General features: G+C 38.4%; 23 protein-coding genes and 3 pseudogenes. 13 read left to right on the forward strand and 13 right to left on the reverse strand.

Annotated features, from left to right (window positions below):
- The first annotated feature begins 43 nt into the window (after positions 1-43).
- Positions 44-925: an N-acetylneuraminate lyase gene (locus tag MUA90_RS00495; protein WP_262587634.1), complete on the forward strand. Its 882-nt coding sequence runs from the start codon at positions 44-46 to the stop codon at positions 923-925.
- 32 nt (positions 926-957) lie between these two features.
- Positions 958-2,520: a sodium:solute symporter family protein gene (locus tag MUA90_RS00500; RefSeq protein WP_262587635.1), complete on the forward strand. Its 1,563-nt coding sequence runs from the start codon at positions 958-960 to the stop codon at positions 2,518-2,520.
- 97 nt (positions 2,521-2,617) lie between these two features.
- Here MUA90_RS00500 and merA read toward each other — a convergent pair whose 3' ends face one another.
- Both merA and hypR read right to left on the reverse strand, forming a co-directional pair.
- Complete coding sequence (merA, locus tag MUA90_RS00505) at positions 2,618-3,940, reverse strand: hypothiocyanous acid reductase MerA (protein ID WP_262587637.1); 1,323 nt, start codon at positions 3,938-3,940, stop codon at positions 2,618-2,620.
- Between the two features lie 22 nt (positions 3,941-3,962).
- Positions 3,963-4,382 carry a redox-sensitive transcriptional regulator HypR gene (gene hypR / locus MUA90_RS00510; RefSeq protein ID WP_105993995.1) on the reverse strand — a complete coding sequence of 140 codons (420 nt, stop codon included), beginning with the start codon at positions 4,380-4,382 and terminating at the stop codon, positions 3,963-3,965.
- 216 nt (positions 4,383-4,598) lie between these two features.
- Between hypR and MUA90_RS00515 the strand changes: the two genes are divergently transcribed.
- A complete protein-coding gene (locus MUA90_RS00515; RefSeq protein WP_114604216.1) occupies positions 4,599-5,468 on the forward strand; it encodes a hypothetical protein in 870 nt (289 codons plus the stop codon).
- A gap of 120 nt (positions 5,469-5,588) precedes the next feature.
- Here MUA90_RS00515 and MUA90_RS00520 read toward each other — a convergent pair.
- The 3 genes and pseudogenes from MUA90_RS00520 to MUA90_RS00530 all read right to left on the reverse strand — a co-directional run.
- Positions 5,589-5,828, reverse strand: a pseudogene (locus tag MUA90_RS00520) (aldehyde dehydrogenase family protein); the annotation flags it as partial.
- Positions 5,788-5,931 carry an aldehyde dehydrogenase family protein gene (locus tag MUA90_RS00525; RefSeq protein WP_262588771.1) on the reverse strand — a complete coding sequence of 48 codons (144 nt, stop codon included), beginning with the start codon at positions 5,929-5,931 and terminating at the stop codon, positions 5,788-5,790. The pseudogene MUA90_RS00520 and the gene MUA90_RS00525, both read right to left, overlap by 41 nt.
- A 306-nt stretch (positions 5,932-6,237) precedes the next feature.
- Positions 6,238-6,474 carry a hypothetical protein gene (locus tag MUA90_RS00530; protein ID WP_262587640.1) on the reverse strand — a complete coding sequence of 79 codons (237 nt, stop codon included), beginning with the start codon at positions 6,472-6,474 and terminating at the stop codon, positions 6,238-6,240.
- Between the two features lie 271 nt (positions 6,475-6,745).
- On the opposite strand from MUA90_RS00530, the gene MUA90_RS00535 reads away from it, so the two are divergent.
- From MUA90_RS00535 to MUA90_RS00560, 6 genes are all read left to right on the forward strand, one after another.
- The gene (locus tag MUA90_RS00535) at positions 6,746-7,552 is read left to right on the forward strand and encodes a metallophosphoesterase (protein WP_262587641.1); all 807 of its coding nucleotides are present in this window, start codon (positions 6,746-6,748) and stop codon (positions 7,550-7,552) included.
- A 12-nt stretch (positions 7,553-7,564) separates the two neighbouring features.
- Entirely contained in the window at positions 7,565-7,894 is a 330-nt protein-coding gene (locus tag MUA90_RS00540) for a hypothetical protein (RefSeq protein WP_262587643.1), read from the forward strand.
- Between the two features lie 355 nt (positions 7,895-8,249).
- Positions 8,250-9,374, forward strand: coding sequence for a M23 family metallopeptidase (locus MUA90_RS00545; protein WP_262587645.1), 1,125 nt, complete (start codon positions 8,250-8,252; stop codon positions 9,372-9,374).
- A gap of 193 nt (positions 9,375-9,567) precedes the next feature.
- Entirely contained in the window at positions 9,568-10,875 is a 1,308-nt protein-coding gene (locus MUA90_RS00550; protein WP_262587648.1) for a CitMHS family transporter, read from the forward strand.
- Between the two features lie 170 nt (positions 10,876-11,045).
- Positions 11,046-11,714, forward strand: a complete 669-nt coding sequence (locus MUA90_RS00555; RefSeq protein WP_262587650.1) for a zinc ribbon domain-containing protein — start codon at positions 11,046-11,048, stop codon at positions 11,712-11,714.
- Between the two features lie 289 nt (positions 11,715-12,003).
- Positions 12,004-13,746 (forward strand): TPM domain-containing protein, encoded by a 1,743-nt coding sequence (locus MUA90_RS00560; protein ID WP_262587651.1) that lies wholly within the window; start codon positions 12,004-12,006, stop codon positions 13,744-13,746.
- A gap of 119 nt (positions 13,747-13,865) precedes the next feature.
- Here the strand turns inward: MUA90_RS00560 and MUA90_RS00565 are convergent, their stop codons facing one another.
- From MUA90_RS00565 to MUA90_RS00585, 5 genes are all read right to left on the reverse strand, one after another.
- A complete protein-coding gene (locus MUA90_RS00565) occupies positions 13,866-14,342 on the reverse strand; it encodes a thioesterase family protein (RefSeq protein WP_262587654.1) in 477 nt (158 codons plus the stop codon).
- A 3-nt stretch (positions 14,343-14,345) separates the two neighbouring features.
- Positions 14,346-15,314, reverse strand: coding sequence for a 3-hydroxyacyl-CoA dehydrogenase NAD-binding domain-containing protein (locus tag MUA90_RS00570; protein WP_105993981.1), 969 nt, complete (start codon positions 15,312-15,314; stop codon positions 14,346-14,348).
- A 1-nt stretch (position 15,315) separates the two neighbouring features.
- Positions 15,316-16,203, reverse strand: a complete 888-nt coding sequence (locus MUA90_RS00575; protein ID WP_114604227.1) for a beta-keto acid cleavage family enzyme — start codon at positions 16,201-16,203, stop codon at positions 15,316-15,318.
- A gap of 167 nt (positions 16,204-16,370) precedes the next feature.
- The gene (locus MUA90_RS00580) at positions 16,371-16,901 is read right to left on the reverse strand and encodes a TetR/AcrR family transcriptional regulator (protein ID WP_262587658.1); all 531 of its coding nucleotides are present in this window, start codon (positions 16,899-16,901) and stop codon (positions 16,371-16,373) included.
- 85 nt (positions 16,902-16,986) lie between these two features.
- Positions 16,987-17,745 carry a sulfite exporter TauE/SafE family protein gene (locus tag MUA90_RS00585; protein WP_262587661.1) on the reverse strand — a complete coding sequence of 253 codons (759 nt, stop codon included), beginning with the start codon at positions 17,743-17,745 and terminating at the stop codon, positions 16,987-16,989.
- A 292-nt stretch (positions 17,746-18,037) separates the two neighbouring features.
- On the opposite strand from MUA90_RS00585, the gene MUA90_RS00590 reads away from it, so the two are divergent.
- Entirely contained in the window at positions 18,038-19,060 is a 1,023-nt protein-coding gene (locus tag MUA90_RS00590; RefSeq protein ID WP_262587663.1) for a DUF418 domain-containing protein, read from the forward strand.
- A 49-nt stretch (positions 19,061-19,109) separates the two neighbouring features.
- On the opposite strand, the gene MUA90_RS00595 is transcribed toward MUA90_RS00590, so the two are convergent.
- The gene (locus MUA90_RS00595; protein WP_262587665.1) at positions 19,110-19,655 is read right to left on the reverse strand and encodes a TetR/AcrR family transcriptional regulator; all 546 of its coding nucleotides are present in this window, start codon (positions 19,653-19,655) and stop codon (positions 19,110-19,112) included.
- Positions 19,656-19,788: 133 nt separating this feature from the next.
- Here MUA90_RS00595 and MUA90_RS00600 point away from each other — a divergent pair, with 133 nt between their 5' ends.
- A complete protein-coding gene (locus MUA90_RS00600) occupies positions 19,789-20,811 on the forward strand; it encodes a zinc-binding dehydrogenase (protein WP_114604231.1) in 1,023 nt (340 codons plus the stop codon).
- Positions 20,812-20,868: 57 nt separating this feature from the next.
- On the opposite strand, the gene MUA90_RS00605 is transcribed toward MUA90_RS00600, so the two are convergent.
- Both MUA90_RS00605 and MUA90_RS00610 read right to left on the reverse strand, forming a co-directional pair.
- Entirely contained in the window at positions 20,869-21,627 is a 759-nt protein-coding gene (locus tag MUA90_RS00605) for a sulfite exporter TauE/SafE family protein (protein ID WP_262587669.1), read from the reverse strand.
- Positions 21,627-21,749, reverse strand: a pseudogene (locus MUA90_RS00610) (metal-sensitive transcriptional regulator); the annotation flags it as partial. The pseudogene MUA90_RS00610 and the gene MUA90_RS00605, both read right to left, overlap by 1 nt.
- Here MUA90_RS00610 and MUA90_RS00615 point away from each other — a divergent pair.
- Positions 21,747-21,998: pseudogene (locus tag MUA90_RS00615) on the forward strand (DsrE/DsrF/DrsH-like family protein); the annotation flags it as partial. The pseudogenes MUA90_RS00610 and MUA90_RS00615 overlap by 3 nt on opposite strands.
- A gap of 37 nt (positions 21,999-22,035) precedes the next feature.
- On the forward strand, positions 22,036-23,376 hold the full coding sequence (gene cstB, locus MUA90_RS00620) for a persulfide dioxygenase-sulfurtransferase CstB (RefSeq protein ID WP_262587672.1): 1,341 nt from the start codon (positions 22,036-22,038) through the stop codon (positions 23,374-23,376).
- The last annotated feature ends 95 nt before the right edge of the window (positions 23,377-23,471 follow it).

The raw sequence follows: 23,471 nt of genomic DNA on the forward strand, positions 1-23,471 counted from the left end.
AAATAGCTGATTGCTATAAATACTTTATTTGGAGGAGTTAAACATGGAAGATCATTTAAAAGGATTATACGCTGCGTTACTCGTACCGTTTGACGAGCAAGGACAAGTCAAAGAAGAGGGTCTGAAACAAATTGCGAAAAACGCAATTGAAACAGAGAACTTAGATGGTTTATATGTCAACGGCAGTTCTGGCGAAAACTTCCTAATTAACACAGAACAGAAAAAACAAATTTTCAAACTTGCACAAGAAGCTGTAGGTAATGATGTGAAATTAATTGCGCAAGTAGGTTCATTAGATTTAAACGAAGCTATTGAGTTAGGTAAATACGCAACTGAACTTGGTTACGATGCTATTTCAGCGGTTACACCTTTCTATTATCCATTCTCTTTCGAAGAGATTAAACAATATTACTTCGATTTAATTGAAGCGACACAAAACAACTTAATTATTTATGCGATTCCTGGCTTAACAGGTGTAGATATCAGCATCGAGCAATTCGGTGAACTGTTCAATCATGAAAAAGTAGTAGGTGTGAAATACACTGCACCGGACTTCTTATTATTAGAACGTGTCAGAAAAGCATTCCCAGATAAACTGATCTTATCTGGATTCGATGAAATGCTGGTACAAGCTGCCATTTCAGGTGTCGATGGTGCAATCGGTTCAACATACAATGTGAACGGCCGTCGTGCACGCCAAATCTTCGATTTAGCGAAAGAAGGCAAAATTGAAGAAGCTTACCAAATTCAACATGATACAAACGACATTATCGAAACAGTGTTAGGCATGGGTATCTATCCAACATTAAAAGAAATCTTAAAATCACGCGGTATTGACGGTGGTGTACCGAAACGTCCATTTGCGCCATTCAACGAAGAAAACCGCGAAGCATTAAATCAACTTATTGATAAATACAACTTATAAAACAGATTAGAAAACATTAAGGGGTGTTGTTTATGCAACAAGTGGGATTTGGGACATGGAACTGGGTAGCACTTATAGGCTACCTGGTTGTCATGTTGCTGATTGGTGCATACTTTACAAAACGTGCTGGTCAAAGTAAGGACAGCTTCTTTACAGCCAGCGGACGCTTGCCTTCATGGGCAATTGGTTTTTCTATCTATGCGACGACGTTAAGTGCGATTACGTTCATGTCGACACCAGAGAAAGCATTCTTAACAGATTGGTCTTATATCGCAGGGAACATTGCGATTGTCGCAATTATTCCGTTATTGATTATCTTTTACGTACCATTCTTTAAGAAACTGCGTGTTACATCTGCGTATGAGTACTTAGAAGCACGTTTTGGACCAAGTGTACGTGTTATCGGATCATTGTTATTTGTGATTTTCCATTTGGGACGTATTGCAATTGTGATTTATTTACCGACACTGGCAATTACTGCAGTAACGGATATTAATCCGTATTTAGTCGCAAGCTTAGTAGGGATTTTATGTATCCTTTATACCTTCCTTGGCGGTTTCGAAGGTGTGGTATGGAGCGACTTTATTCAAGGTGTTATCTTATTAGGCGGCGCATTGATGATTATTGTCATTGGTGCATTAAACCTAAAAGACGGCTTCGGCACAATTATGACGGATGCTTTAGCAGATAAGAAGTTATTAAGTGCGGATAACTGGAAGTTTAATTCAGCCGCAGCGGCCTTGCCGATTATCTTCTTAGGGAACATCTTTAATAACTTGCATCAGTATACAGCCAGTCAAGATGTGGTACAACGTTATCAGGCTTCTGACACAATGTCTGAGACAAAGAAATCATTATGGGTTAATGGTTTGCTGGCATTGATTTCAGCGCCGATTTTCTACGGGATGGGAACAATGATGTATTCATTCTATAGTCATGAAGCAGCGTTGCCGAAGGACTTTAATACATCTTCTGTTGTACCGTATTTCATCATTACGCAAATGCCGCCATTTGTGGCAGGCTTATTGATCGCGGCGATCTTTGCGGCTGCACAATCCACAATTTCATCAAGTTTGAACTCTATTTCAGCGTGTATTTCTGAAGATATCAAAAGACGTTTCTTCAGCAGAGGTTCAGACAAAGACGAAGTACGTTTCGCACGTTTAACAATACTGATTGCTGGTTTGTTAAGTTACGGTATTGCGATGTATTTAATCGCATCTAAATCTAACAACTTGTGGGATCTATTCTTACTTGTGACAGGACTATTCGGTGTACCGCTCGCAGGTATCTTTGCGGTAGGTATTTTCACAAAACGTGCTAACACATTCGGCGTACTTGTCGGATTATTCACAGGTGTTATTGTTGCTTACTTACTAAGAGGTTTCGGCGGTGCAAGCTCACCATTCTATGTATCTACAATTTCATTCTTCATCGCATTCTTATTCGGATACATTGTAAGTCTCTTTGTACCAGGGAAATATACTAAAGATATTACTGGTTTAACAATCTATGATAAAGATAAACCATCTACTTTTATTTCTAAGGTGGCAAAATCTAAAGCTGAAACAAAGGCAACAGTTGAACCTTCATAATTGAATAATAAAATATAATAAAACACGTGATAGATTTGCTGAATAGAAATCCATCACGTGTTTTTGTATTCTCAAATGATTAGGTTAGATTAACTGCTTATTTGAACAGGTCGTTAAAAGATTCAGCCATAGTAGGGTGCGTATAGATATTGCTGCCAAGTACTGTGTAAGGTACTTTTTGGTCTATCGCAAGTTTAACGATATTGATTATTTCTTCTGATTCTTTACCGTACAAGCTCACACCAAGAATTTGGTCTGTGTCTTTGTCGATAACTGCTTTGAAGAGACCGCGCGGGTCGTTATTGATTTTATGACGCGGAATTGTTTTAACAGGTACTTTAGTTTCGTATACATTGTAGCCTTGTTCTTCAGCTTGTTGAGTTGTTAAGCCGACTCTTGATAATGGCGGATCAATGAAAACAGAGTAAGGGACTGCTCCGCGGTTTTCTGTTGAGCGTTCTCCATTGCCGAAAATTTGGTCTTTCACGATTCTGAAGTCATCTAATGAAATATAAGTGAATTGCATACCGCCTACAACGTCACCTGCAGCATAAACATGCGGTACGTCTGTTTGAAGGTGTGTATTTACGACAACTTCACCGCGTTCTCCGACTTTGATATCAGTGTTTTCTAAGCCTAAATCTTCTGTGTTAGGTTTGCGTCCAGTCGCAAGCAAGACTGCATCCGCATCAAAATTACCTTTTGAAGTGTATACTATTGTACCTTTTTCACCATCTTCGAAACGTTCTGTTTCAGCGTGAAATACTAATTCTACGCCAAGATTAGTTAAGTTTTCTTTCACAAGTTCTACCACTTCTGGATCTTCTTTCGGCATAATATCTGAATGATGTTCAAGTACTGTAACTTTAACACCTAAGTTCGCAAACATTGACGCAAATTCAAGTGCGATATAGCCGCCGCCGATAATGACTAAGTTTTCAGGTTGGAAAGGCAAGTCCATGATACCTGCAGAATCATAAAGGTGTTTTGAATCTTTGATACCTTCGATGTTCGGAATGTTAGGTGTTGCACCTGTATTGATTAAGATATCTGTCGCAGTGATTGTTTCTGTCTCTTGGCCAGATTCATCTAAAATAGCAACTTCATTATTAGATTTAAATTGTGCACGTGCATCAATAACATCTACAGTAGGTTCATCTGCCAGCATATGGTAGTTTTTATTGTTTAATGCACTGACAACTTCGCGTTTTCTGTCAAAGGCTTCTGCGAATGAACTGCCGTTTAAACTGTCATGAATTAATGTTTTAGAAGGGATACAGCCCACGTTGATACATGTGCCTCCGTACATTTTTTGGTCTTTTTCAATGACTGCTACTTTTTTACCTTGTCCTGCTGAAAATTTTGCTAAAGTTTTACCTGCTTTACCAAAACCAATGACTAATAAATCATATTGTTTCATCATAATCCTCCTCAAGATTGTGTTAAACAGAAGCTAATGTTTCATGTAAAACATCTTCTACTGTTAATGTTTTGTAATAGTTCATCAACAATGCATGTTCTTGTTTGCGGTGTTTCTCCATCGTATTCGCGATTTCTCGGGAAATCTCGCAATCACTGTGTGTATTGCCGGTGAAAAGGCGGCCTTGTGAACGATCAGCTGTGAAGAGATTGAATAAGTCAGCTAAATTCGCTGAGCGGGTTGTTTCATTGGCTTGATAGCCGCCGTATTTTCCGCGTACAGTTTCTACATACCCATGTTCGATGAGCTTTCCGGTTACTCTGCGTAATTGGACTGGATTAATACAAATCAATTCAGATAAAGTTTTACTGTTAAAACGCTCGTCTGCATGTTTCGTTAAGAAAGCAAGCAGATGCACAGCAATATTAAATTCTAAGTTCACGTAGTTCACCTTCTTAATGTAACTTTTACAATTACATTTAAACACATAAAGCGCATAACAGGAAATATTCTGTTCATTTCCCTTAAAAAGATAGCTTTTAAAAAAATATTGCCCCCTTTTTTAAGCGTTTTTGATATAAAGCGGAAGATAATAGGGTAACGGACAATATGCGTCCATATGCTCATGTATATTATGGTCCAAGGAGCTGATAGAAGAGTGGACAAAGCGACGAGAGTATTAAATTTATTCATACGTTTAGTCAATGGAGAAACAGTACGTAAAACAGATTTATCTGATTTTGGTCATGTCGGCGCAAAATCGATTCAAAGAGATATTAATACGATTAATCACTTCTTTTATGAAAGTGAGTATTGGAACAACAAAAATACGAAAGTCGTATACAAACGCAGTATAGACGGCTATCGGTTGATTAATAGTTCTTACAGCCAAAGCAGTTTGGCATTAATGGGTCTGATGATTAAAATGATCAGTCTGACACCGATTTTGCATATTGATATTTATAAATTATTCTTAAGAGAAATCGACAATAACCGTATTGAAGACAGACGTATATTAATGGATGTACTGAATCGTTTTCAAATTCGCAAAGAAGCATTGCCGGGCATTAATATGATGAACATCCATAAAGCCCTATTAACTAAAAAGACAATGTGGATGAAATTAAATGATCGCAACATTGAAGTGAAACCTTTATCGACGATGTACATGCATTTTGATTATTGGTTTACATACGAATACAACAAAGAAATCTATACCGAAAAAATGCGCAATATTTCGAATTTAAAAATTACAGAAAATACGATAGGCGCAACACAGCAGCAAGGAATAGTCATTTTCGAAGTAGATAATTCAATCTGGGATATGTTCAGACAGCAGTTTGCGATAAGAGAAATCATCAAACGTACGAACAATGATACCGTTATCGCTTATGTCTCTTGTACAGAACGCGACGCATTTTATGCATCATATCAACTCGCACCGTTAGCACGTATGTTAGGACCGCAAATTTATATTGACCGTTTCATCGACCGTTTAGATACTATCAAAAACAGTTATGTCTCATGAGCAGAAGAAAGACATTGCGACGTGCTTAATTTCAATTGAAAGTTGATATAGGATAACGATATAGCAAGCATAAAAAAGGAAAGCGAGCGGACTCACTTTCCTGATTTATGATGCATTGAACTATTCAGGTGTATTCAAGTTGCCGATAGACAAGTAGCGTTTTTCTAAATAAGGTTCAATACCTTCAATACCGCCTTCACGGCCATAGCCGCTTTCTTTCACACCGCCGAAAGGTGCGTGCGGTGCAGAAGGTGCACCATCGTTCCAACCGACAACACCATAATTTAATTCATCGTTTAAATAGATGCCTGTGCGATAGTCATTCGTGAAGTAATAAGCAGCTAAGCCGAATTGTGTATCCCGCTGCGAGTGCTGGTGCCATTTTACGTGTAATCATTGCGGAAGGGAAGTTCCATGGGGTAATAGCACCCACAACACCTACAGGGCATTGTCTGACAATCACATCTTTGTCAGGTGTATTGGCCGAAATAGTTCTGCCATACTTATCCGTTCCTACAATGATATTCTTCGTTAAGCTCAATATAAAAAGTAATGATATTTAACCTACTATCACTGAAAAGGTTTTTAAAACGAGAGGTACCAATATAGAAAAAAGTAATGATATAAAAATAAAAAAGTTGTTACTGTTTTAAGGTACTTTGTAATTCAAAGAGACAAGCAGAAGGGGGTAAGAAAGGCTTCTTTTTGAGGTGTGTATATAAGAATGGAAGCGGACCAACCGAAGTCGATCCACTGCTTCCACATCATGTTATGAATGTAACACATGATGAACAGTGGCAATGAACACATCTTTAGAATAAAAATGTCGTTTAGCGCCTTTTGGAAAGAAAGGCACTATTGAGCCCTCCTCTATCCACTTTTCTAAAAGGGTTAAAGGAAAGCCAGCCTCCACCAATTCGTCTTCATCAGTAATCAGCTGATCCCAAGCAAAATTAATATCTCTAAGATCTACCTTACTTTCTGAAGTCAAATATTGTTCCAACATATCACCCTTTCTTCTCATAGTGTTTATGGATAGAGGGCGTCAGCTGGAAGAGACCTGCAGTGCACTAACTCTCCATAATACGATACCCGTTGTTATTAATTTTAAATTCAAAACAAAAAAATAAGTGAAATCAATACAGTGTTATTATATTGTTCAGTGCTTTAAGAAAGAATGGTTTTGTTTTGGAGTTGAATGTAATGACTTCGTATGCCGAGAGCATATAAAATATGAGATAATATACTTCAATCTTATTTGGGAGCAGGTGACAGACATGAGAATCGGAACCATATCAGATTTACATATAGATCGGCCATCAGATTATACTGAAGATGAATATGCAAAACATTTAGCATTGCTGGTGCAGCAAGAAAACTTGGATATGTTGATAATTGCGGGCGATATTTCTAATCACTATCAAAAGTCATATGCGTTTGTAAAACAGATGAAGGCTTTGACAGGGGTAGATATTCGCTTTATTCCGGGTAATCATGATTATTGGTCGCCTGAAGGGCAGTCTACCAAGGATATTCATACATTCTTCTTAAACCAGCCTGAACAGTTGATGGGACGTCCTTATATCATTAATGATGAATGGGCAATTGTAGGCAACAGCGGCTGGTATGATTATAGTTATGCGAATCCTAAATATTCATTAGAACATTTGGAGCGCCGCCGTTTTAAAGGTGCCACTTGGCAAGATAAAGTTCATGTGGATTGGGGAATGTCTGATATTGAAGTATTGCGCAAAGCGGCAGAATTAGCTGAAAAAGATCTGCGCCAAGTAGGTCGTCGCAATATCATTTTAGTCACACATGTAGTGACAGACCCGAGTTTTAAAGTCCCTATGCCGCATCTAATCTTTGATTATTTCAATGCTTATATCGGCACTTCTGACTTTGAACCCTTCTATCAACGTTATCCGATTCACTATAGTTTGATGGGGCATGTTCATTTTCGAGGTGAAATATCGAAAAACGGGGTACAATACAAATGTGTATCTTTAGGTTATTTTAGAGAATGGCGTTCAAAAGATATAGATAAAGAAATCCGTCATGCTTTGAAAATTATAGAAATATAGAGGAGCAGAATCATGGAGGATCTCTTAAGCTTTGCTTGGAATATATTAATTATTGCTTTCTTTGTGCCATATTTTCTCATTGCGGTCGGCGGAATGGGTGTTTGTATCGTGAAGTTAACAAAAATGTATCAAGCACGCTTCAGCCGTATCTTTGAAAAGTATGACAATCAAGGAAGTTTGTACTATTCAATTTTAGTCATTTCGATTGGTTTAGCATTCATCTCATTTATTTTACCGTTTTATTTAGCGGCACAATTTTTAGGTAATGCCTTATTGTTTATATTTTTCCTAGTCGGTCTCTACTTTATCTTTAAAAGGTACAAGAAGCGAAAGCAGTCTTAGCTTTTTGTGCCTTTTTGTTGTACATTTTACTGAAACAAAGTTGTAAGTTTAATCTATTTCAGTGTGGGAAAATCACAACCATGTCTTTCAATCATACATAGAAATACGTCATTTTTTGTGTTAAATATTTCAATTTGATGATAAAACTTTAACACACTTGCCTCAAAAAGGTGTCGTTTATCCTATCTTCACAATGCTTACAACTTAGTAATAGTCCGGTAATTATATTACATGCAAAATACATTTGTTTACAAAATAGTTGTACGTCTTTATTTAGTGAACAACCCGTGTTACCTTTACTCTTGTAATTTTGATTTATCGAAAAAAATTCTAAGGACGGGAGTTAGTTTACATTATGAATAAATTAGTCACAGCTACTATTGTAGGTTTGGGAGTTTCATCAGTAGGATTCATCAGCCATCACGCAGATGCGGCTGAAAATAATCAAGCAGCACCAGCACAAGCGCAATCACAAGCACAAACGCAAACACAGCAAACAGCAGATCAAACTAAAGGTTATTCATATGGCTCATACTTCACGAAAGATGCACAAGGCAATTACCACCACACATTGGATGGCAATTGGGACCAATCAATGTTCGACAATAAAGAATATCAATTTACATTAACTGATTCAGAGGGTGCAACACACTATTTCTACTTCCCTCAAAGTTTATTAAACCCTAACTATCAGCAAGACGATAATAACTATTCAGCAAATGTATCAAGCGAAGATGTACAAAAGAATGGTTATGACGCGAACCAAGCACCTTCATCAGAAGATATCGCAAATAATCCAAACAAAGCATCTGAAAACCAAAATGCTTCAAATACACAATATGAAAACACATATAACCAAAATCAAGGACAAACAAACGCACCTGAACAAAATGCGACAGCAAACAACGGACAAAATGTTCAAGCAGCACAAGCACCAGCATCTCAAAGCAATTCTGGTCAAGCGAATGTCGCACAAACTTCAGCACCGCAAGCAAATACTGGCGGTTCTACACAAGGTTCTGACCAAGCGCAGCAAACATCAGGCGACAGTGCACCAAGCACATCAGCTGACGGTGCAACTGCAGATGATGCAAGCTGGTTAACAAAACACCCTAAAATCCAACCGTATGGTCAATACCACGGCGGCGGTGCACACTACGGTGTAGACTATGGTATGCCTGAAAACACACCAGTTTACTCATTAACAGACGGTACAGTAACACAAGCTGGCTGGAGTAACTACGGCGGCGGCAACCAAGTTACAATCCAAGAGAAAAACAGCGACAATTACCAATGGTATATGCACATGAATAAATTAAATGTTCAAGAAGGTCAAGATGTGAGTGCCGGCGATCAAATCGGTTTATCTGGCAACACTGGTAATTCAACTGCACCACACTTACACTTCCAACGCATGCAAGGTGGCGTAGGTAACCAATACAGTGTAAACCCAGACAGCTACATCAACAGCCAAGCATAAGACAAGCTATAATTATCATTATTTAATACGTTATCTCTGGTAAAAGTTCTGGAGATAACGTATTTTTTTATATTTTTAAGCGCAAAACCCGCTTTTATTAATTTGAATATTCCGGAAACTTAATAGGTGTGATACAATATATCTGATTGTAAGCGATTGCCGACAATTAAATCATAATTAAAGGGGACACATCATGAATTTAGCACTATTAGGATTTGTTATGATTATTGTTTTTATGGCATTGATCATGAGCAGGAAAATGTCAGCGCTGGTCGCATTAATTATTGTGCCAGTTGTATTCGGATTAGTTGGGGGATTTTATGACACTTTAGGAAAAGATATTATTAAAGGATTAACGACTGTTGCGCCGACAGGGATTATGCTGGTATTTGCGATTTTATACTTCGGCGTAATGATTGATGCGGGATTATTCAATCCGGTCATCAGCGTTATTATGAAAGGGGTTAAAGGCGACCCTGTTAAAATAACTATCGGTACAGTAGCGTTAGCATCCATTGTTGCTTTAGACGGAGACGGCACAACAACGTTTATTATTACCGTAACAGCTATGCTGCCGCTGTATAAGAAAATGGGTATGAATCCATACATATTATCAACTTTAGCATTATTATCAATCGGTGTGATGAATATGACACCTTGGGGCGGACCGACTGCACGTGGGATTTCAGCGCTGCAATTAACAACAGAAGAGGTCTTTACACCGTTGATTCCTGTCATGATTGCAGGGATTATCTTCGCATTTTGTGCTGCTTATGTCTTAGGAAAGAGAGAACGCAAGCGTGTAGGGATTAAAAATCATTTGTCTCTGACACTAGAAGAAATGCATGTTTCCAATGAAAAGGATGAAGATGAAATTGCATTGCTGCGACCAAAACTCACAATCGTGAATACGTTTCTGACATTCGCATTGTTAGTCGCGTTAATCACCGATTTCTTGCCGATTCCTGTACTTTTTATGCTCGGCTTTGCAATTGCGTTAATTATCAACTATCCAAAACTGCAAGTACAAGCTGATTTAGTGAAACGCCATGCAGGCAACATTTTAGCAGTAGTCAGTTTAGTGTTTGCGTCTGGTGTATTCACAGGTGTAATGAGCGGAACGAAAATGGTAGACCATATGGCAAGTGCACTTGTGCATATTGTTCCGGATGCAATGGGAAATCATTTTGCATTGCTGACTGCACTTTTGAGCATGCCTTTCACATACTTTATGGCAAATGATCCGTTCTACTATGGTATCTTGCCGATTCTTGCGGAATCTGCACAACAATTCGGAGTAACTAAAGCCATGATGGCCAGAGCCTCTATCTTAGGTCAGCCGGTACATGTATTAAGTCCGTTATATGCGGCAGGTTATTTACTTGTCGGTATGATTGGTATTGATTACGGTACAAACCAAAAAATGGTATTAAAATGGGCTGTCGGTTCTTCTTTATGCATGATTATTGTTGCGTGTATCATTGGTGTGCTGGCGTTTTAATCAACTCAATAAATCAAAATGTTTTACGTGAAACTTTAAACACTTCAGGAAACTGAGGTGTTTTTTTATGTGTCATTTGAAAATTTACAGTTTCTTAAAACTGTTATTGTAGAAAACTTTCTGAAAGTTGAATATAATTGAGTTGCAAAAGTTTTGTCGGGGGATAGAATATGAAGAAAATCTGTACAACATGTAAAAATAAATTGAACTCAAATGAAAAATATTGTACAAACTGCGGAACAGCGGCATCGCACAATCAATTTTCTCGTTCGGATATCTTGCATTATAAACAAGATAACAGCAACTTGAAGACATTCGTATGGTGCAGTGTACTCGTTGTGGTATTCTTAGCTCTGATTGCAGGCTTAATCTATTGGTTTTTCGTATTTTGTTCAAACCAGATCGGACAAGCACAGCCGAAAGCATCTGCTTTGCCGAAAACACATAAGGTTAATGTAGATGTGAACTCAGCGCAATTCAGCCAAGGTTATATGCATACACCTAATACAGAGGGTTATGAAGGATTTGAACTAGGCGAAACTAAAAATGGAATAGAGAAAGAATACGGCATCTCTGAAGGTACGAAGACAATTGATGGGAAGAAAGCAGAATTATACGGTGATATTGGTATCAGCTACAATAAGGACAATAAAGTCAATCATGTGTATGTGGTTCCGGATAAAATGACTAAAGATGCATTTACGGATTTCCACAACGCTCCAGATGAAATTTCGAACGGCATTTGGTATTACGATTTAGATAAGTCCAACGGTTTTACTATCAAAGCCTATACATCTAAGCACCACATAGAAGCCATCGAAAACATCACGCAAAGATAACAATAGAGAGAATAAATCAATCATATCAGCGCCTTGAACACAGAACAGTTCGAGGTGCTTTTATTATGACAGGTCAGACTTCCGTTTGTCTGAAGGAAGTGCGTAGGGTGTCTTAACCAAACTCTTTCTATCCCATTTACTCAATTAATTAATACATTCTATTTCGTACAAATGATTAATTAATTGTAAATTTAAAATAAACCATACTATTTAGATAAGTATTTTGGTAAACTAATTTATTGTATAGATGAATTGCATTAGGAAATTTGTAGTAAAGTGTGGGAAGTGTATGAAAAAGAAAATATACATAGTCATAGGGTTTGTGCTGATGAGTATTTTAACTTTTGCATCACCACTCTACGCAATCACACAACCCTTGCCGGAATTGAATCGAGACCACTTATTTATTCAAGATCATGCCCATCTGTTAAGTGATGATGAAATTAAAGAAATGAATGACTTGGGTAAAAAGCTTGAACGAGAAACAGGTATTGAAATGTTGATGGTTACTATGGAACAAGTAGAAGAACCTAGACGTGATTATGCGCTGCGTTTATTACGCGGATATGGTGTAGGGAAGAAAGACATTAATAACGGGATAGTGATATTTTTAACTTTAGATGAGAAAAATGGTGCATTAGACCGAGGGGTAGAAATTCAAATCGGCTATGGTTTGGAAGGCTATTTCACGGATGCCAGGGTGGGGGCTATTATAGATGATTATGGTCTTCAAGATTTTAAGAAAGGCAACTATAACACAGGTCTTAAGAATATTTATCGTGCCATGTATGATAAAAGCCAAACCGGCTATAAACATACTGATAAAAACGAACCGCTCTCTGATAGTATCGCGGCTAAATGGCATTTTTTAACACAGCGCAGTTCCAGTTTTTATTGGGGACGTATTAAAGAGTTGCTGCTGTTTTTCCTTTTGGGTATTCTTTATCCATTATTTGTAGGTATTTTAACTATAAAAGATGATGATGATCACAAAGGCGGCAAAAGCGGAGGCGGACGCCCATCTGATACGAACTATTATGGAGGCTTTGGAAGTATTGGTGATACAGGGACTTCAGCTGGTTATTCATCCGGTTCATCTGGCGGATTCTCTGGAGGCGGCGGCTTTGGCACGGTTCCGGCGGCGGAGGAGGTGCTGGCCGTGGTTTCTAAAAATATATTGAGAGTGCTCATGATCACGTTGGTGTTAGGGTTGGGAACAACGTATATCGCTAGCAGTGAAACAGAGTATAAACCATTACCGATGCTTAATGAAGACCATATTTATGTACAAGATAATGCACATATTTTGACTAGAGATCAAATTAATCATCTTCAAAAGCATTCAAGTGAAAATAGGTATAACTATGATTTGATGGTTGTGACAGAGAAAGATTTAGAAGGCAGCAAGCCTGAAAAATATGCTAAGCGTATTTATGAAGCTTATCAATTAGGTCTCTACCATTCTGGTGATTCTACCGAACCGATTAATGCTGCGGTTATTCTATTTAACGAAGCATCACCTGATTCGATCACAATTTATGCTGACCAGCAGCTTAAACATTATTTTACAAAGCGTAAAACCAAAGCACTGGTTAAGCAGACCGCTGAAGAAGCTTTCGAAAATAAACAATATGGTCAAGGTCTGGTAAGACTCTACGATAAAGTAGAAGAAGAAATACCTGTGGGCATTGATAAAGCTGAAGAAAAAGGTCATACACTTCCAAAGTTTGAATATCGAAATGAGCCGACAGCTTCTGAAAAGTTATCTGCTGCGTTTTGGGGCTTTATCAGAAATGGTACATGGTTCGGTGCTATTACGGGAACACTTATCCTGTTAACTTCTTTTTTATCAAGCGGAAAAGGAAAAGAAAAGGAAGAAAAACAAGATACACATTCAAGACTTAAGAGAATGCGAAAACTATCTAAGAAGCGTGCTAAGCTTAGAGAAAAGCGTAATGAAGAACGAAAAGAATCAGGTAAATTGCATGGCAGTGATAAAAAATACTCTAACTCCATGCGTAATTATAAATAATAATAACAAGCAAAAAGGTTCCACACAGCTTTTCATTAAGCCAGTGGAACCTTTTAATCTATATATTATCACCAAAGGGTGTTAAGCAAATTGTGATATTAATCTATTCAATCGTTTAATTATTTACGTCTGATACCAATTTGACGACCGAGTTCTTTAGGTTGTTCTAATCCTTCTTTATCTACAAGTTCAGCTTCTTTTTCAATATTTTGTGCGATGTCTTCAGGGAATGGGGCAGGACGTCCTGAATTGGTATCAATGCCCATCAACAATACTTCATATGTGGCACAGATATCTTCTGCTTGGTCATATAAAGTCATGAAGACATGAAGACGTTTCGCATCATGGTCAATAAGTTGTACGGCTACTGTTAAGTCTTCGCCTTTATTGACTTCTTTTTGGTACGTTTCATGATTTTCTAAAGTGAATACAGTGTATTGGCGGCGTTCGATTTCTGATTCGCTTAAACCAACGTGTCCCAGGTATGCATCTGTCGCATTACTGAATACGCGGTTGTATTCCGCATCATTCATGTGATTGTTATGATCTAGCCACTCGTCTTTGACTGTTGTTTGATAAGTGAATAAACGCGTCATAATTTAGACCTCCGTAGATTGAGGTTGGCGTTTTTTCATACCTGGTGTTTCAGTAGGCCAATATTCTTCTGCAAGTTTTTTCACTCTTACTAAGAATTCGTTACGTTTTTGGTCAAGTTCTGACATTGTGTAGCCTTGTGAACTTGTTTCGCAGCCTTCTACAACTGCATTGTATAAATCAGTAGTAAGTTCTGGTGCTACTAATTTTGTCCATGGTTTTTTCAATGCTGGACCGAATTGTTTTAACATATGACGCATACCGCCGTTGCCGCCTGCTAAATGGAATGTCATGAATGGACCATATTGTGCATAGCGTAAACCAGCTGCGTGTGTGAAGGCTTTATCAACTTCTTCAGTTGTCGCAATACCTTCGTTAACAATGTGTAATGATTCGCGCCATAATGCTTCCATCAGACGGTCAGCAATATGTCCTTCGATTTCATTACGGACATGAAGAACATCCATACCGATGTCTTCGTACATTTCTTCTGCTTTGACTACAATGTCTTCAGAAGTTTCTTTGCCTGGTACAATTTCAACTAAAGGCAAGATATATACAGGGTGGAATGGGTGAGCTACAACAAGGCGTTCTGGATGTTTTAAGCCTTCTTGCAGTTCAGTCGGCATAATCCCTGAAGTACTTGAACCGATAATTGCGTCAGGGCGTGCGTACGTATCGATTTCTTTCAGTACGCTTGCTTTGATTTCTTCTACTTCCGGCACGTTTTCTTGGATTAAGTCTGCATCTTTCACAGCTTCATCCAAATGCGGTGTGAAAGTAAGATTATCAATAGACGCATTTTCTGCTAGGCCCATTTCTTCTGCGTAAGGCCAATTTTGTTTGATTTGTGCCATCATTGCTTCTTGTGCGCCTTCGCCTGGATCAGTTGCGATCACTTCGTGACCGTGTGCTAACATACGTGTAATCCAGCCGCTGCCGATGACACCTGTTCCAACTACTGCAAATTTCATTTTACTGGTCTCCTTTAGGTTGTTTTAAGTTATATTTTTCACGTGCTTCTTGCGGTGTCATAGGTTCCATATCGATACCTTTTAAGATTTCAACCGCTTTTTCCACTAATTCTTCGTTTGTCGCTTTAACACCTTTTGATAAGTAGATGTTATCTTCTAAGCCGACACGTACGTTGCCGCCGCGTTTAGCTGCTTCTTCAACTGTAGGCAGCTGCATTTTACCGATACCGAATGCTGACCAATGCGCATTTTCTGGTAAACGTGTTTTGAAGTATTCGATTGTTTCTGCATCATTATCTGCACCCCATGGAATACCTAGGCAGAATTGATACATAGGTTCGCCTTCGATTAAACCTTCTGAAACTAATTGGTTCGCAAAACGGATATGTCCGCTATCGAAACATTCTAATTCAGGTTTAACACCTGCATCTTTGATTAATTGAGCTTGACGGCGCAACCAATCTGTCGGGCTGATATAAACCATATCTCCGAAGTTGACACTGCCGCAATCTAGTGTACAAATTTCTGGAAGTAGTTCGCCTACCGGCTCATGACGTTCATCTGGAGTTTGGATATCTGAACCCTCGCCTGCTTGGTAAGGGTTTTGCATATTCGGGATGAAGTCGCCGCCTCCGCCTGCAGTAATATTAATAACAATGTCTTCATCTGCTTCGCGGATTAAACGAACAGCTTCTCTATATAATTCTACGTCGTGACTTACGCCGCCTGTTTCTGGATCTCTTGCGTGAATATGTGCAACTGTTGCACCTGCACGTGCACATTTAATTGCAGAATCCGCAATTTCTTGAGGCGTTACGGGTACGTTTTTGTTTTTTTCTGTAGTATCGCCAGCACCTGTAATTGCTGCTGTAATCATAACTTTTTTCATTGACACGATTCCCTCCGAGTTTTTTATTTTTTTCGAGTGGTCATTTCTTCAACGTTGATTAGTGTACCAACTAGACGGTTTTATTTCAACCCTATTGCTTAAGAAAAATAAAAAAAGAAGGACTCTTTCTTTGAGAGCCCTTCATGACAAGGATTAAACCGATTTTTTTATTTTGAACTTAATGCTTTCAGACGATCTAAAACAGCTTCGCGCATCTCGTCATCGATAGATGTTAGACCGAAAATATCAGAAAGCCATAGACCATCGACAGCTAAACGATAAATTGTTGCGTCTACCGGATCTAAACCATCTGCTTGTATATGGTCTTGCCATTCTTGATAGGTTGCTTGCAGCGGCGCAAGCAAATTACGATCGTTGCCTTGTGCTGCTAAGATAGCTGAAGTTACAGCTTTGTTTTCTTTACGATGTTTGCGTGTCGCTTCGATAAATGCTTGAAGCCATTTGCCTTGCTGGTCTCCATCAACATAACTTCTGACATTCTCTCGATAGAGTTCATTCGCATGATCGACTAAACCTTGAATCAAAGCTTGTTTGTTATTGAAATGATATAATAATCCGCCTTTGCTGACTTCGGCACGCTGTGCCACTGCATCTAACGTTAAGGCACTCACACCTCGTTCATTAACTATATCGGCTGCTGCACGTAATAACATATCTCGTTTTTGATGCTTCGCCATAATTTCACCGCTTTCTATTTTGATGGGTCATTTACATGTCGTTATTATTTATTTTAGCTTACTTCGTCAGAGAGACAAGTTAAACCTAAAAGAGTAATTGGATAACTGCGAGGATAATGAGCAGACTGATAATCCATTTCTGTACAAAATTCGGCAGTTTGCGGCCGACCATTAAACCAATCGGTGCGAAACAGACACTGCCGATAATTAAGAACATCGCATTGCCTAAAGGTACATATCCTTGAACCAGTTTGACTAAAAAGGCACCGATAGAAGAAATGAAGGCTATGACTATACTGTTTGCGACTACCGTATTCATAGGCAATTTAAATAAAGCCAGTAAGACAGGAATGATAATGCATGCACCGCCGGCACCGACAATACCTGATACAACACCGATACATAATCCGACAATCATCAGTAAATAAGGATTGAAATGAATATTGGCTTCTGCACGAGGCTGGACTTTAATAACCATTAAGACTAAAGCGAGCAAAGCAATACAGATATACACACCATTGATGACAGGCGTAGTCAAAAGGTTGGTGAAGATTGCGCCGATTACACTGCCTGTAATCATACCGCCGCCCATATAAAAGACAAGAGAAGGATGAAATTCAGGTTTGCGTATCGCACTTAATGAACCGCTCAATGTACTGAATAGTACTTGGCTTGAAGTTAAACCGGATGCGATATATGCACTATACTCCGGTGTACCGAACAACGGCGGAAGCAATAATATAGCAGGATAGATAATGATCGCACCGCCGATACCTGCAAGTCCTGATATAAATCCGCCGAACACACCAATCAATAGCATTAACACTACATGAATTAAAGTCATCGCTGCCAACCTCTGCACACCATTTTCATCATACGCCTCCAACAATCTCTTCATTCTTACATAAATTCAAGTCATTATGCAGTAACAATTTAATTATAGAGTAAAAGGTCAAATCCGAACAAACGTGTCGACATTACACACACTGACCTTGAACCAAAAGAGAACTTACAATTCTGTCACTTCATGTCATATCAAATCACTACTTTTAAAAAAGATACTGGTAGTATAAGGCACAGGGTTGAAACACCAGCCCTTTAATTTTAAAGAGAAAAGTGTGAGGAGCAGAAAGATTTTGAAACAAATAACAAAAAGAATTGATGAGTTAGACTACTTACGAGGCTTTGCGCTGTTAGGTATTATTTTAGTGAATGTATACGCAATTATGCATGTCATCCCAGATTTTTCACAAGCAGATATTGCCTATCAAAAGTTTCTAGATATTTTTATTGAGAATAAGTTTTTTGCGATATTTACGTTCCTATTTGGTATAGGCTTTTATATTTTCATGAATCGCGCAGCACAAAAGAATAAACATCCATATATAGTCTATATACGACGTATAGTATTACTGGGAATTTTCGGTTATTTTCATATGCAATTGCAGCCAGGAGAAGCATTACTGATCTATGCGGTATTCGGCGTTATATTAATCCCATTCTATCGTTTCAATCGCTATTTCAACTTAGTATCAGGATTGCTGCTGCTTTTAGCCTGTGTTGTAATCGGAGATAAATTAATAATGGCGCTCGCGTATTTCATATTAGGTTTAGCAACGGCACAATTTCAACTCATTCATAAGTTTCAAACCTTGCGCAAACAATGGGCGCTGTTGACTGCACTCTTTTTCGCATTTGCGATAGGGGCGCTGATCACATTGGAATATTATTACGTACTGCCTAGCTTTGATTTATATAAAGCAGCCGGCGGTACACAATTGCAACAGTATCCAGAATTATGGAATGCATTCCACCATGCGATTGTCGCGACTTCTCCTTTATTGACGGGATTCTATGTACTATTCCTCCTGACTGTACTGAACACCCGAAAAGGCAGAAAACTCTTAAGCCCGCTTAAGTATTATGGACGGATGGCATTAACGAATTATATTGGACAGACTTTATTCCTTTATGCAGCAGGGCATTTGTTCTTCAGCCAAGGTATTCACTTAATACACACATTGATTTTATGTCTCATGATTTATTGCATCCAAATTGTCTTCAGTGTGGTTTGGCTGAAGTACTTCACACTTGGACCTTTAGAATATATTTGGAAACTTGGTACTTACCTTAAGCCAATACGATTAATAAAGAAATAAGCTGATTGAAAACACCTTGAATTGTAGCGGTTCAAGGTGTTTTTTTCGATTACTGGCTGATTTTAAAATACGGTCGGACGATTTGAACAATTTCATCAGTTTTATTGAGATAATCCACATCTTTTTTCATGGCTATTTCAATCATGATGCCTAACACTGCATTTGATAAGAAAGTAAGAATCGTCGAGGTAGAGATACATTGCTGTTGAAGATAGGCATGATTGAGGTAGCTTTGCATCATTTGAATGAGCGAAGTTTCAATTCGCTTTAAAAATAAACGAGAGATGGAGCTTTTATATAACAAGACAAATTTTTCATGATGCTCATAAATAAACTGAAACCCAATTTCTATATTTGCTTTGAAGCTGTGTTTTCCATAATCCGAAGTTGCTGCTTGAAAGTCAGTGATATAGTCTTCAATCAGCTGTTCAATCACTTCGAATTTGTTGCTGAAGTGGTCATAGAATGTACGTCTTCCTATTTGGCATGAATCACAAATGTCTGTAACTGATAGCTGTTCGATAGATTGATGTTTTAGTAGTTCTAATAACGTTTCTTTAATAGTTTTCTTAGTTTTCATTGAACGCGCGTCCATAATTCACCTCTTGCCGCACAGATTTCACACATATGTGCGATAAAAATAAGTGTTATCATTTTATTAATATCATCTTACGTGTTTTCTTTACTATACTCATATCAAATCAAGCTAATCAAGGAGGATGTTTAAAATGAAAGCAGCAGTTTGGTATGGGGAAAAGGACTTGCGCGTAGAAGAAAGAAAGCTTAAGGATTTAAAACCAGAAGATGTAAAGGTGAAGGTCGCATGGGCTGGAATATGTGGTTCTGATTTACACGCATATTTACATCCGGATGCAGTACCGATTGATCGCGAACGTACATTAGGGCATGAATTTTCAGGGATTATTGAAGAAGTCGGTTCAGAAGTTAAGGATTTAAAGCCTGGGGACCGAGTATGTATTTATCCGATGTTATTTAATGAACCTGATAATGCAATGACTGAACGTTTTATTACCTTAGATGCAGTCGGTGCACAAATGGATGGCGGTTTTGCGGAATATGCGGTTATGCCTAAAAAGGCAGTATTTAAAATTCCAGACAACTTGCCTTTAGATCTTGCAGCTATGGTAGAACCTGCGGCAGTGTCTTATCAAGGTGTTGAAGATGCAGGTGTAAAAACAGGGGACGATGTAGTTGTATATGGAGTAGGACCTATCGGTTTATTTGCAATTGCTGCCGCAAAAGCTAAGGGTGCAAAGCGTGTTATCGCAGTAGATATTAATGCAGCACGCTTAAAAATCGCTAGAGAAATGGGCGCCGATGAAATTATCAATTCAAGTGAAGTCGACCCAGTTCAACTTATTCATACAATGATACCTGACGGTGCGGATGTGACGATTGAAGCGGCAGGTGTAGAAAGTGCATTTAAACAAGCGGCACATTCAACTAAAATCCGCGGTGTTATGATGATTGTCAGTTTCTATACGAACACATTAGATATCAGTATCCCGGAGAGTATTTTATTTACAGGAATTCAAGTGATGGGATCAGTCGGCTATACAAAGGAAACGTATGATAATGTTATTGATGCACTCGCAAGCAGACAGTTAGCAGCAGAACCGATGATGACACATCGTACTACTTTAGAACACATTACAGAGGACGGAATTGAATTGCTTTTAAATGACCCGACACAAGCTAAAGTATTGATAAGTATAAGCGGTATAAAATAATAAATGTCATAAGAAACAAAAATGCCAAGTCTTCAAATTGATTGAACGACTTGGCATTTAAGCTATGAGTTGGATTATCGCAAAGATAATTAAAATACCGATAATCCACTTTTGAGCACTATTCGGCAATCTCTTTCCAATCATTAAACCAATCGGTGCGAAGATAATACTGCCTATCATCATAGGTATCACACTCTCAATAGGAATATAACCTTGAACGAATTTGATAATGAAAGATCCAATTGAAGAGATAAATGCAATGACAATACTATTTGTCACTACGGTATTCATTGGTAGTTTAAAGATAACCAGTAAAACCGGAATAATAATAAACGCACCTCCAGCACCTACAATGCCGGAAATCAATCCAATCACTAATCCAAACACTATTAATAAACTGCGATTTAAGTGCGGCTTTTCTTGTTTAGGCTTCGCTTTAATGATGAGTAAGACCAAAGCAAGCAAAGCTACAAAAATATAGACGCTATTTACAAAAGCTGCATTGAATAAGTTTGCTGACAAAGCTCCGATGGTACTACCTGCTAACATACTGACACCCATAAAACTAATCAATTGTGCATTGAATTCAGAACTGTTCTTTGCTTTCCATGAGCCGCTCATCGTACTAAAGAAGACTTGACTAGACGCTAGACCTGATGCGAGATAAGGCGTATAACTTTCCATCCCGAATAGGGGTGGTAGTATTAATACAGCAGGATAAATAATAATAGCGCCTCCTCTACCTGCAATACCAGCCAACAGGCCTCCAAATCCTCCGATTAGCAGCATCACAATAACGAGAGTAAAGAACGCCATTACTTACTTTTCACTAACAAATTAATCGCTTCTTCAATCATCTCTTGAGAATCTTCGTTGTTATCTTCAGCTAGTTTGACACATTCTACTAAATTTTCGCTTAATACAATTGCCATCAACCGCTATCTAAAATGAATATGTTCGGTTTAGGCAATATTATGATGCGTTACATCATGAAAAAGAAAAATGTGGCGACCTTGCCATCGTTGATAGATCAAGCGATAGAACAAGATATTCAATTGATAGCGTGCACAATGAGCATGGATGTCATGGGCATTGAAAAAGAAGAATTACGTGACGAAGTGTCATACGGCGGTGTAGGCAGCTATATCGGTGACACACAAAACGCAAGCCATAACTTATTTATCTAAAGAGAGACAAAACACAAATAAGTAAAGGAGTTTTAGAATGTTTTTCAAACAATTTTACGATAATCAATTATCACAAGCATCATATTTAATCGGCTGTCAACGTACGGGAGAAGCGATGGTGATTGACCCGATTAGAGATTTATCAAAATATCTAGAAGTCGCAAGTCAAGAAGGATTCACTATCACAAAAGCAGCAGAAACACATATTCACGCAGACTTTGCGTCAGGCATTCGAGATGCCGCAAGTCGTTTAAATGCGGAAATTTATGTTTCTGAAGAAGGTGATGAAACATTAGGCTATCGCAACATGCCTAAACAGACGCATTTTGTAAAAGACCAATCAATCATCCAAGTCGGTAATATTGAATTGAAAGTATTGCATACGCCAGGGCATACCCCGGAGAGTATCAGCTTTTTGCTGATGGATAAAGGCGGCAGTTCAGAGGTGCCTATGGGGCTGTTTACAGGAGACTTTATTTTCGTTGGTGACATCGGTCGCCCGGATTTATTAGAAAAATCAGTACAAGTTGAGGGTTCTACTGAAAAAGGGGCTAAACAAATGTATGCGTCTATTCAATCAGTAAGTGAATTACCAGACTATATCCAAATCTGGCCAAGTCATGGTGCAGGCAGTCCTTGTGGTAAATCACTAGGTGCTGTCCCAACATCTACACTCGGTTATGAACGTGTAAACAACTGGGCATTCAATGTGAATGATAAAGAAGCATTTGTGAAACAACTCACTTCAGAACAACCTGATCCACCACATCATTTTGGTCATATGAAATATATCAACCAAATGGGAACAGACGTATATACACCATATGATGTGTATCCAAGTCTTGACTCAGACCGTCTCGCATTCGACGTACGTTCACGCTCAGCGTATCATGGTGGTCATGAATACGGCACAATCAATATTCCATTCGATAAAGGTTTCATTAACCAAATTGGTTGGTATCTTGACTACGACAAAGACATCGATTTAATCGGTGACCGCGACTTAGTACAACAAGCGGCTTACCAACTTCAATTAATCGGTTATGATCGTGTCGCAGGTTATCGATTACCGAAATATGATGTCATGACACCTTCTGTACACAGTGCAGACATGACAGGTAAAGAAGAAAATGTATTAGACGTACGTACAAATGATGAATGGGATGCAGTTCATCTTGACCAAGCGAAACACATCAAACACGGTAAATTACTAGATGCTGATGTTCCATTTGATAAAGATGCGCCAATCTATGTACATTGCCAATCAGGTGTACGTAGTTCAATTGCAGTCGGTATTTTAGAAAATAAAGGCTTCACAAATGTGATCAACGTAAGAGAAGGTTACCAAGCAATTCCTGATTCTCTTAAAAATAAGTAATCATTAATAGGTAAAATCTAGTCTAACCGAGCACTCGTTTAAGGTTGTTCGGTTTTTTCGTTGTTTTGACAGAGATAAAAGAGACTTGTAAGATA

The organism is Staphylococcus sp. IVB6181, from assembly GCF_025561445.1.
GTDB lineage: Bacteria > Bacillota > Bacilli > Staphylococcales > Staphylococcaceae > Staphylococcus > Staphylococcus simulans_B.

Excerpts from the sequence above, each read along its gene's own strand:
- MUA90_RS00555 (WP_262587650.1), top strand. The coding sequence starts at position 11,046 with ATGAAGAAAATCTGTACAACATGTAAAAATAAATTGAACTCAAATGAA.
- MUA90_RS00595 (WP_262587665.1), bottom strand. The coding sequence starts at position 19,655 with ATGGACGCGCGTTCAATGAAAACTAAGAAAACTATTAAAGAAACGTTA.
- MUA90_RS00530 (WP_262587640.1), bottom strand. The coding sequence starts at position 6,474 with ATGTTGGAACAATATTTGACTTCAGAAAGTAAGGTAGATCTTAGAGAT.
- MUA90_RS00570 (WP_105993981.1), bottom strand. The coding sequence starts at position 15,314 with ATGAAATTTGCAGTAGTTGGAACAGGTGTCATCGGCAGCGGCTGGATT.
- MUA90_RS00575 (WP_114604227.1), bottom strand. The coding sequence starts at position 16,203 with ATGAAAAAAGTTATGATTACAGCAGCAATTACAGGTGCTGGCGATACT.
- merA (WP_262587637.1), bottom strand. The coding sequence starts at position 3,940 with ATGAAACAATATGATTTATTAGTCATTGGTTTTGGTAAAGCAGGTAAA.
- MUA90_RS00500 (WP_262587635.1), top strand. The coding sequence starts at position 958 with ATGCAACAAGTGGGATTTGGGACATGGAACTGGGTAGCACTTATAGGC.
- MUA90_RS00600 (WP_114604231.1), top strand. The coding sequence starts at position 19,789 with ATGAAAGCAGCAGTTTGGTATGGGGAAAAGGACTTGCGCGTAGAAGAA.
- MUA90_RS00545 (WP_262587645.1), top strand. The coding sequence starts at position 8,250 with ATGAATAAATTAGTCACAGCTACTATTGTAGGTTTGGGAGTTTCATCA.
- MUA90_RS00585 (WP_262587661.1), bottom strand. The coding sequence starts at position 17,745 with ATGACTTTAATTCATGTAGTGTTAATGCTATTGATTGGTGTGTTCGGC.
- cstB (WP_262587672.1), top strand. The coding sequence starts at position 22,036 with ATGTTTTTCAAACAATTTTACGATAATCAATTATCACAAGCATCATAT.
- MUA90_RS00550 (WP_262587648.1), top strand. The coding sequence starts at position 9,568 with ATGAATTTAGCACTATTAGGATTTGTTATGATTATTGTTTTTATGGCA.
- MUA90_RS00495 (WP_262587634.1), top strand. The coding sequence starts at position 44 with ATGGAAGATCATTTAAAAGGATTATACGCTGCGTTACTCGTACCGTTT.
- MUA90_RS00565 (WP_262587654.1), bottom strand. The coding sequence starts at position 14,342 with ATGACGCGTTTATTCACTTATCAAACAACAGTCAAAGACGAGTGGCTA.
- MUA90_RS00560 (WP_262587651.1), top strand. The coding sequence starts at position 12,004 with ATGAAAAAGAAAATATACATAGTCATAGGGTTTGTGCTGATGAGTATT.
- MUA90_RS00580 (WP_262587658.1), bottom strand. The coding sequence starts at position 16,901 with ATGGCGAAGCATCAAAAACGAGATATGTTATTACGTGCAGCAGCCGAT.
- MUA90_RS00535 (WP_262587641.1), top strand. The coding sequence starts at position 6,746 with ATGAGAATCGGAACCATATCAGATTTACATATAGATCGGCCATCAGAT.
- MUA90_RS00540 (WP_262587643.1), top strand. The coding sequence starts at position 7,565 with ATGGAGGATCTCTTAAGCTTTGCTTGGAATATATTAATTATTGCTTTC.
- MUA90_RS00605 (WP_262587669.1), bottom strand. The coding sequence starts at position 21,627 with ATGGCGTTCTTTACTCTCGTTATTGTGATGCTGCTAATCGGAGGATTT.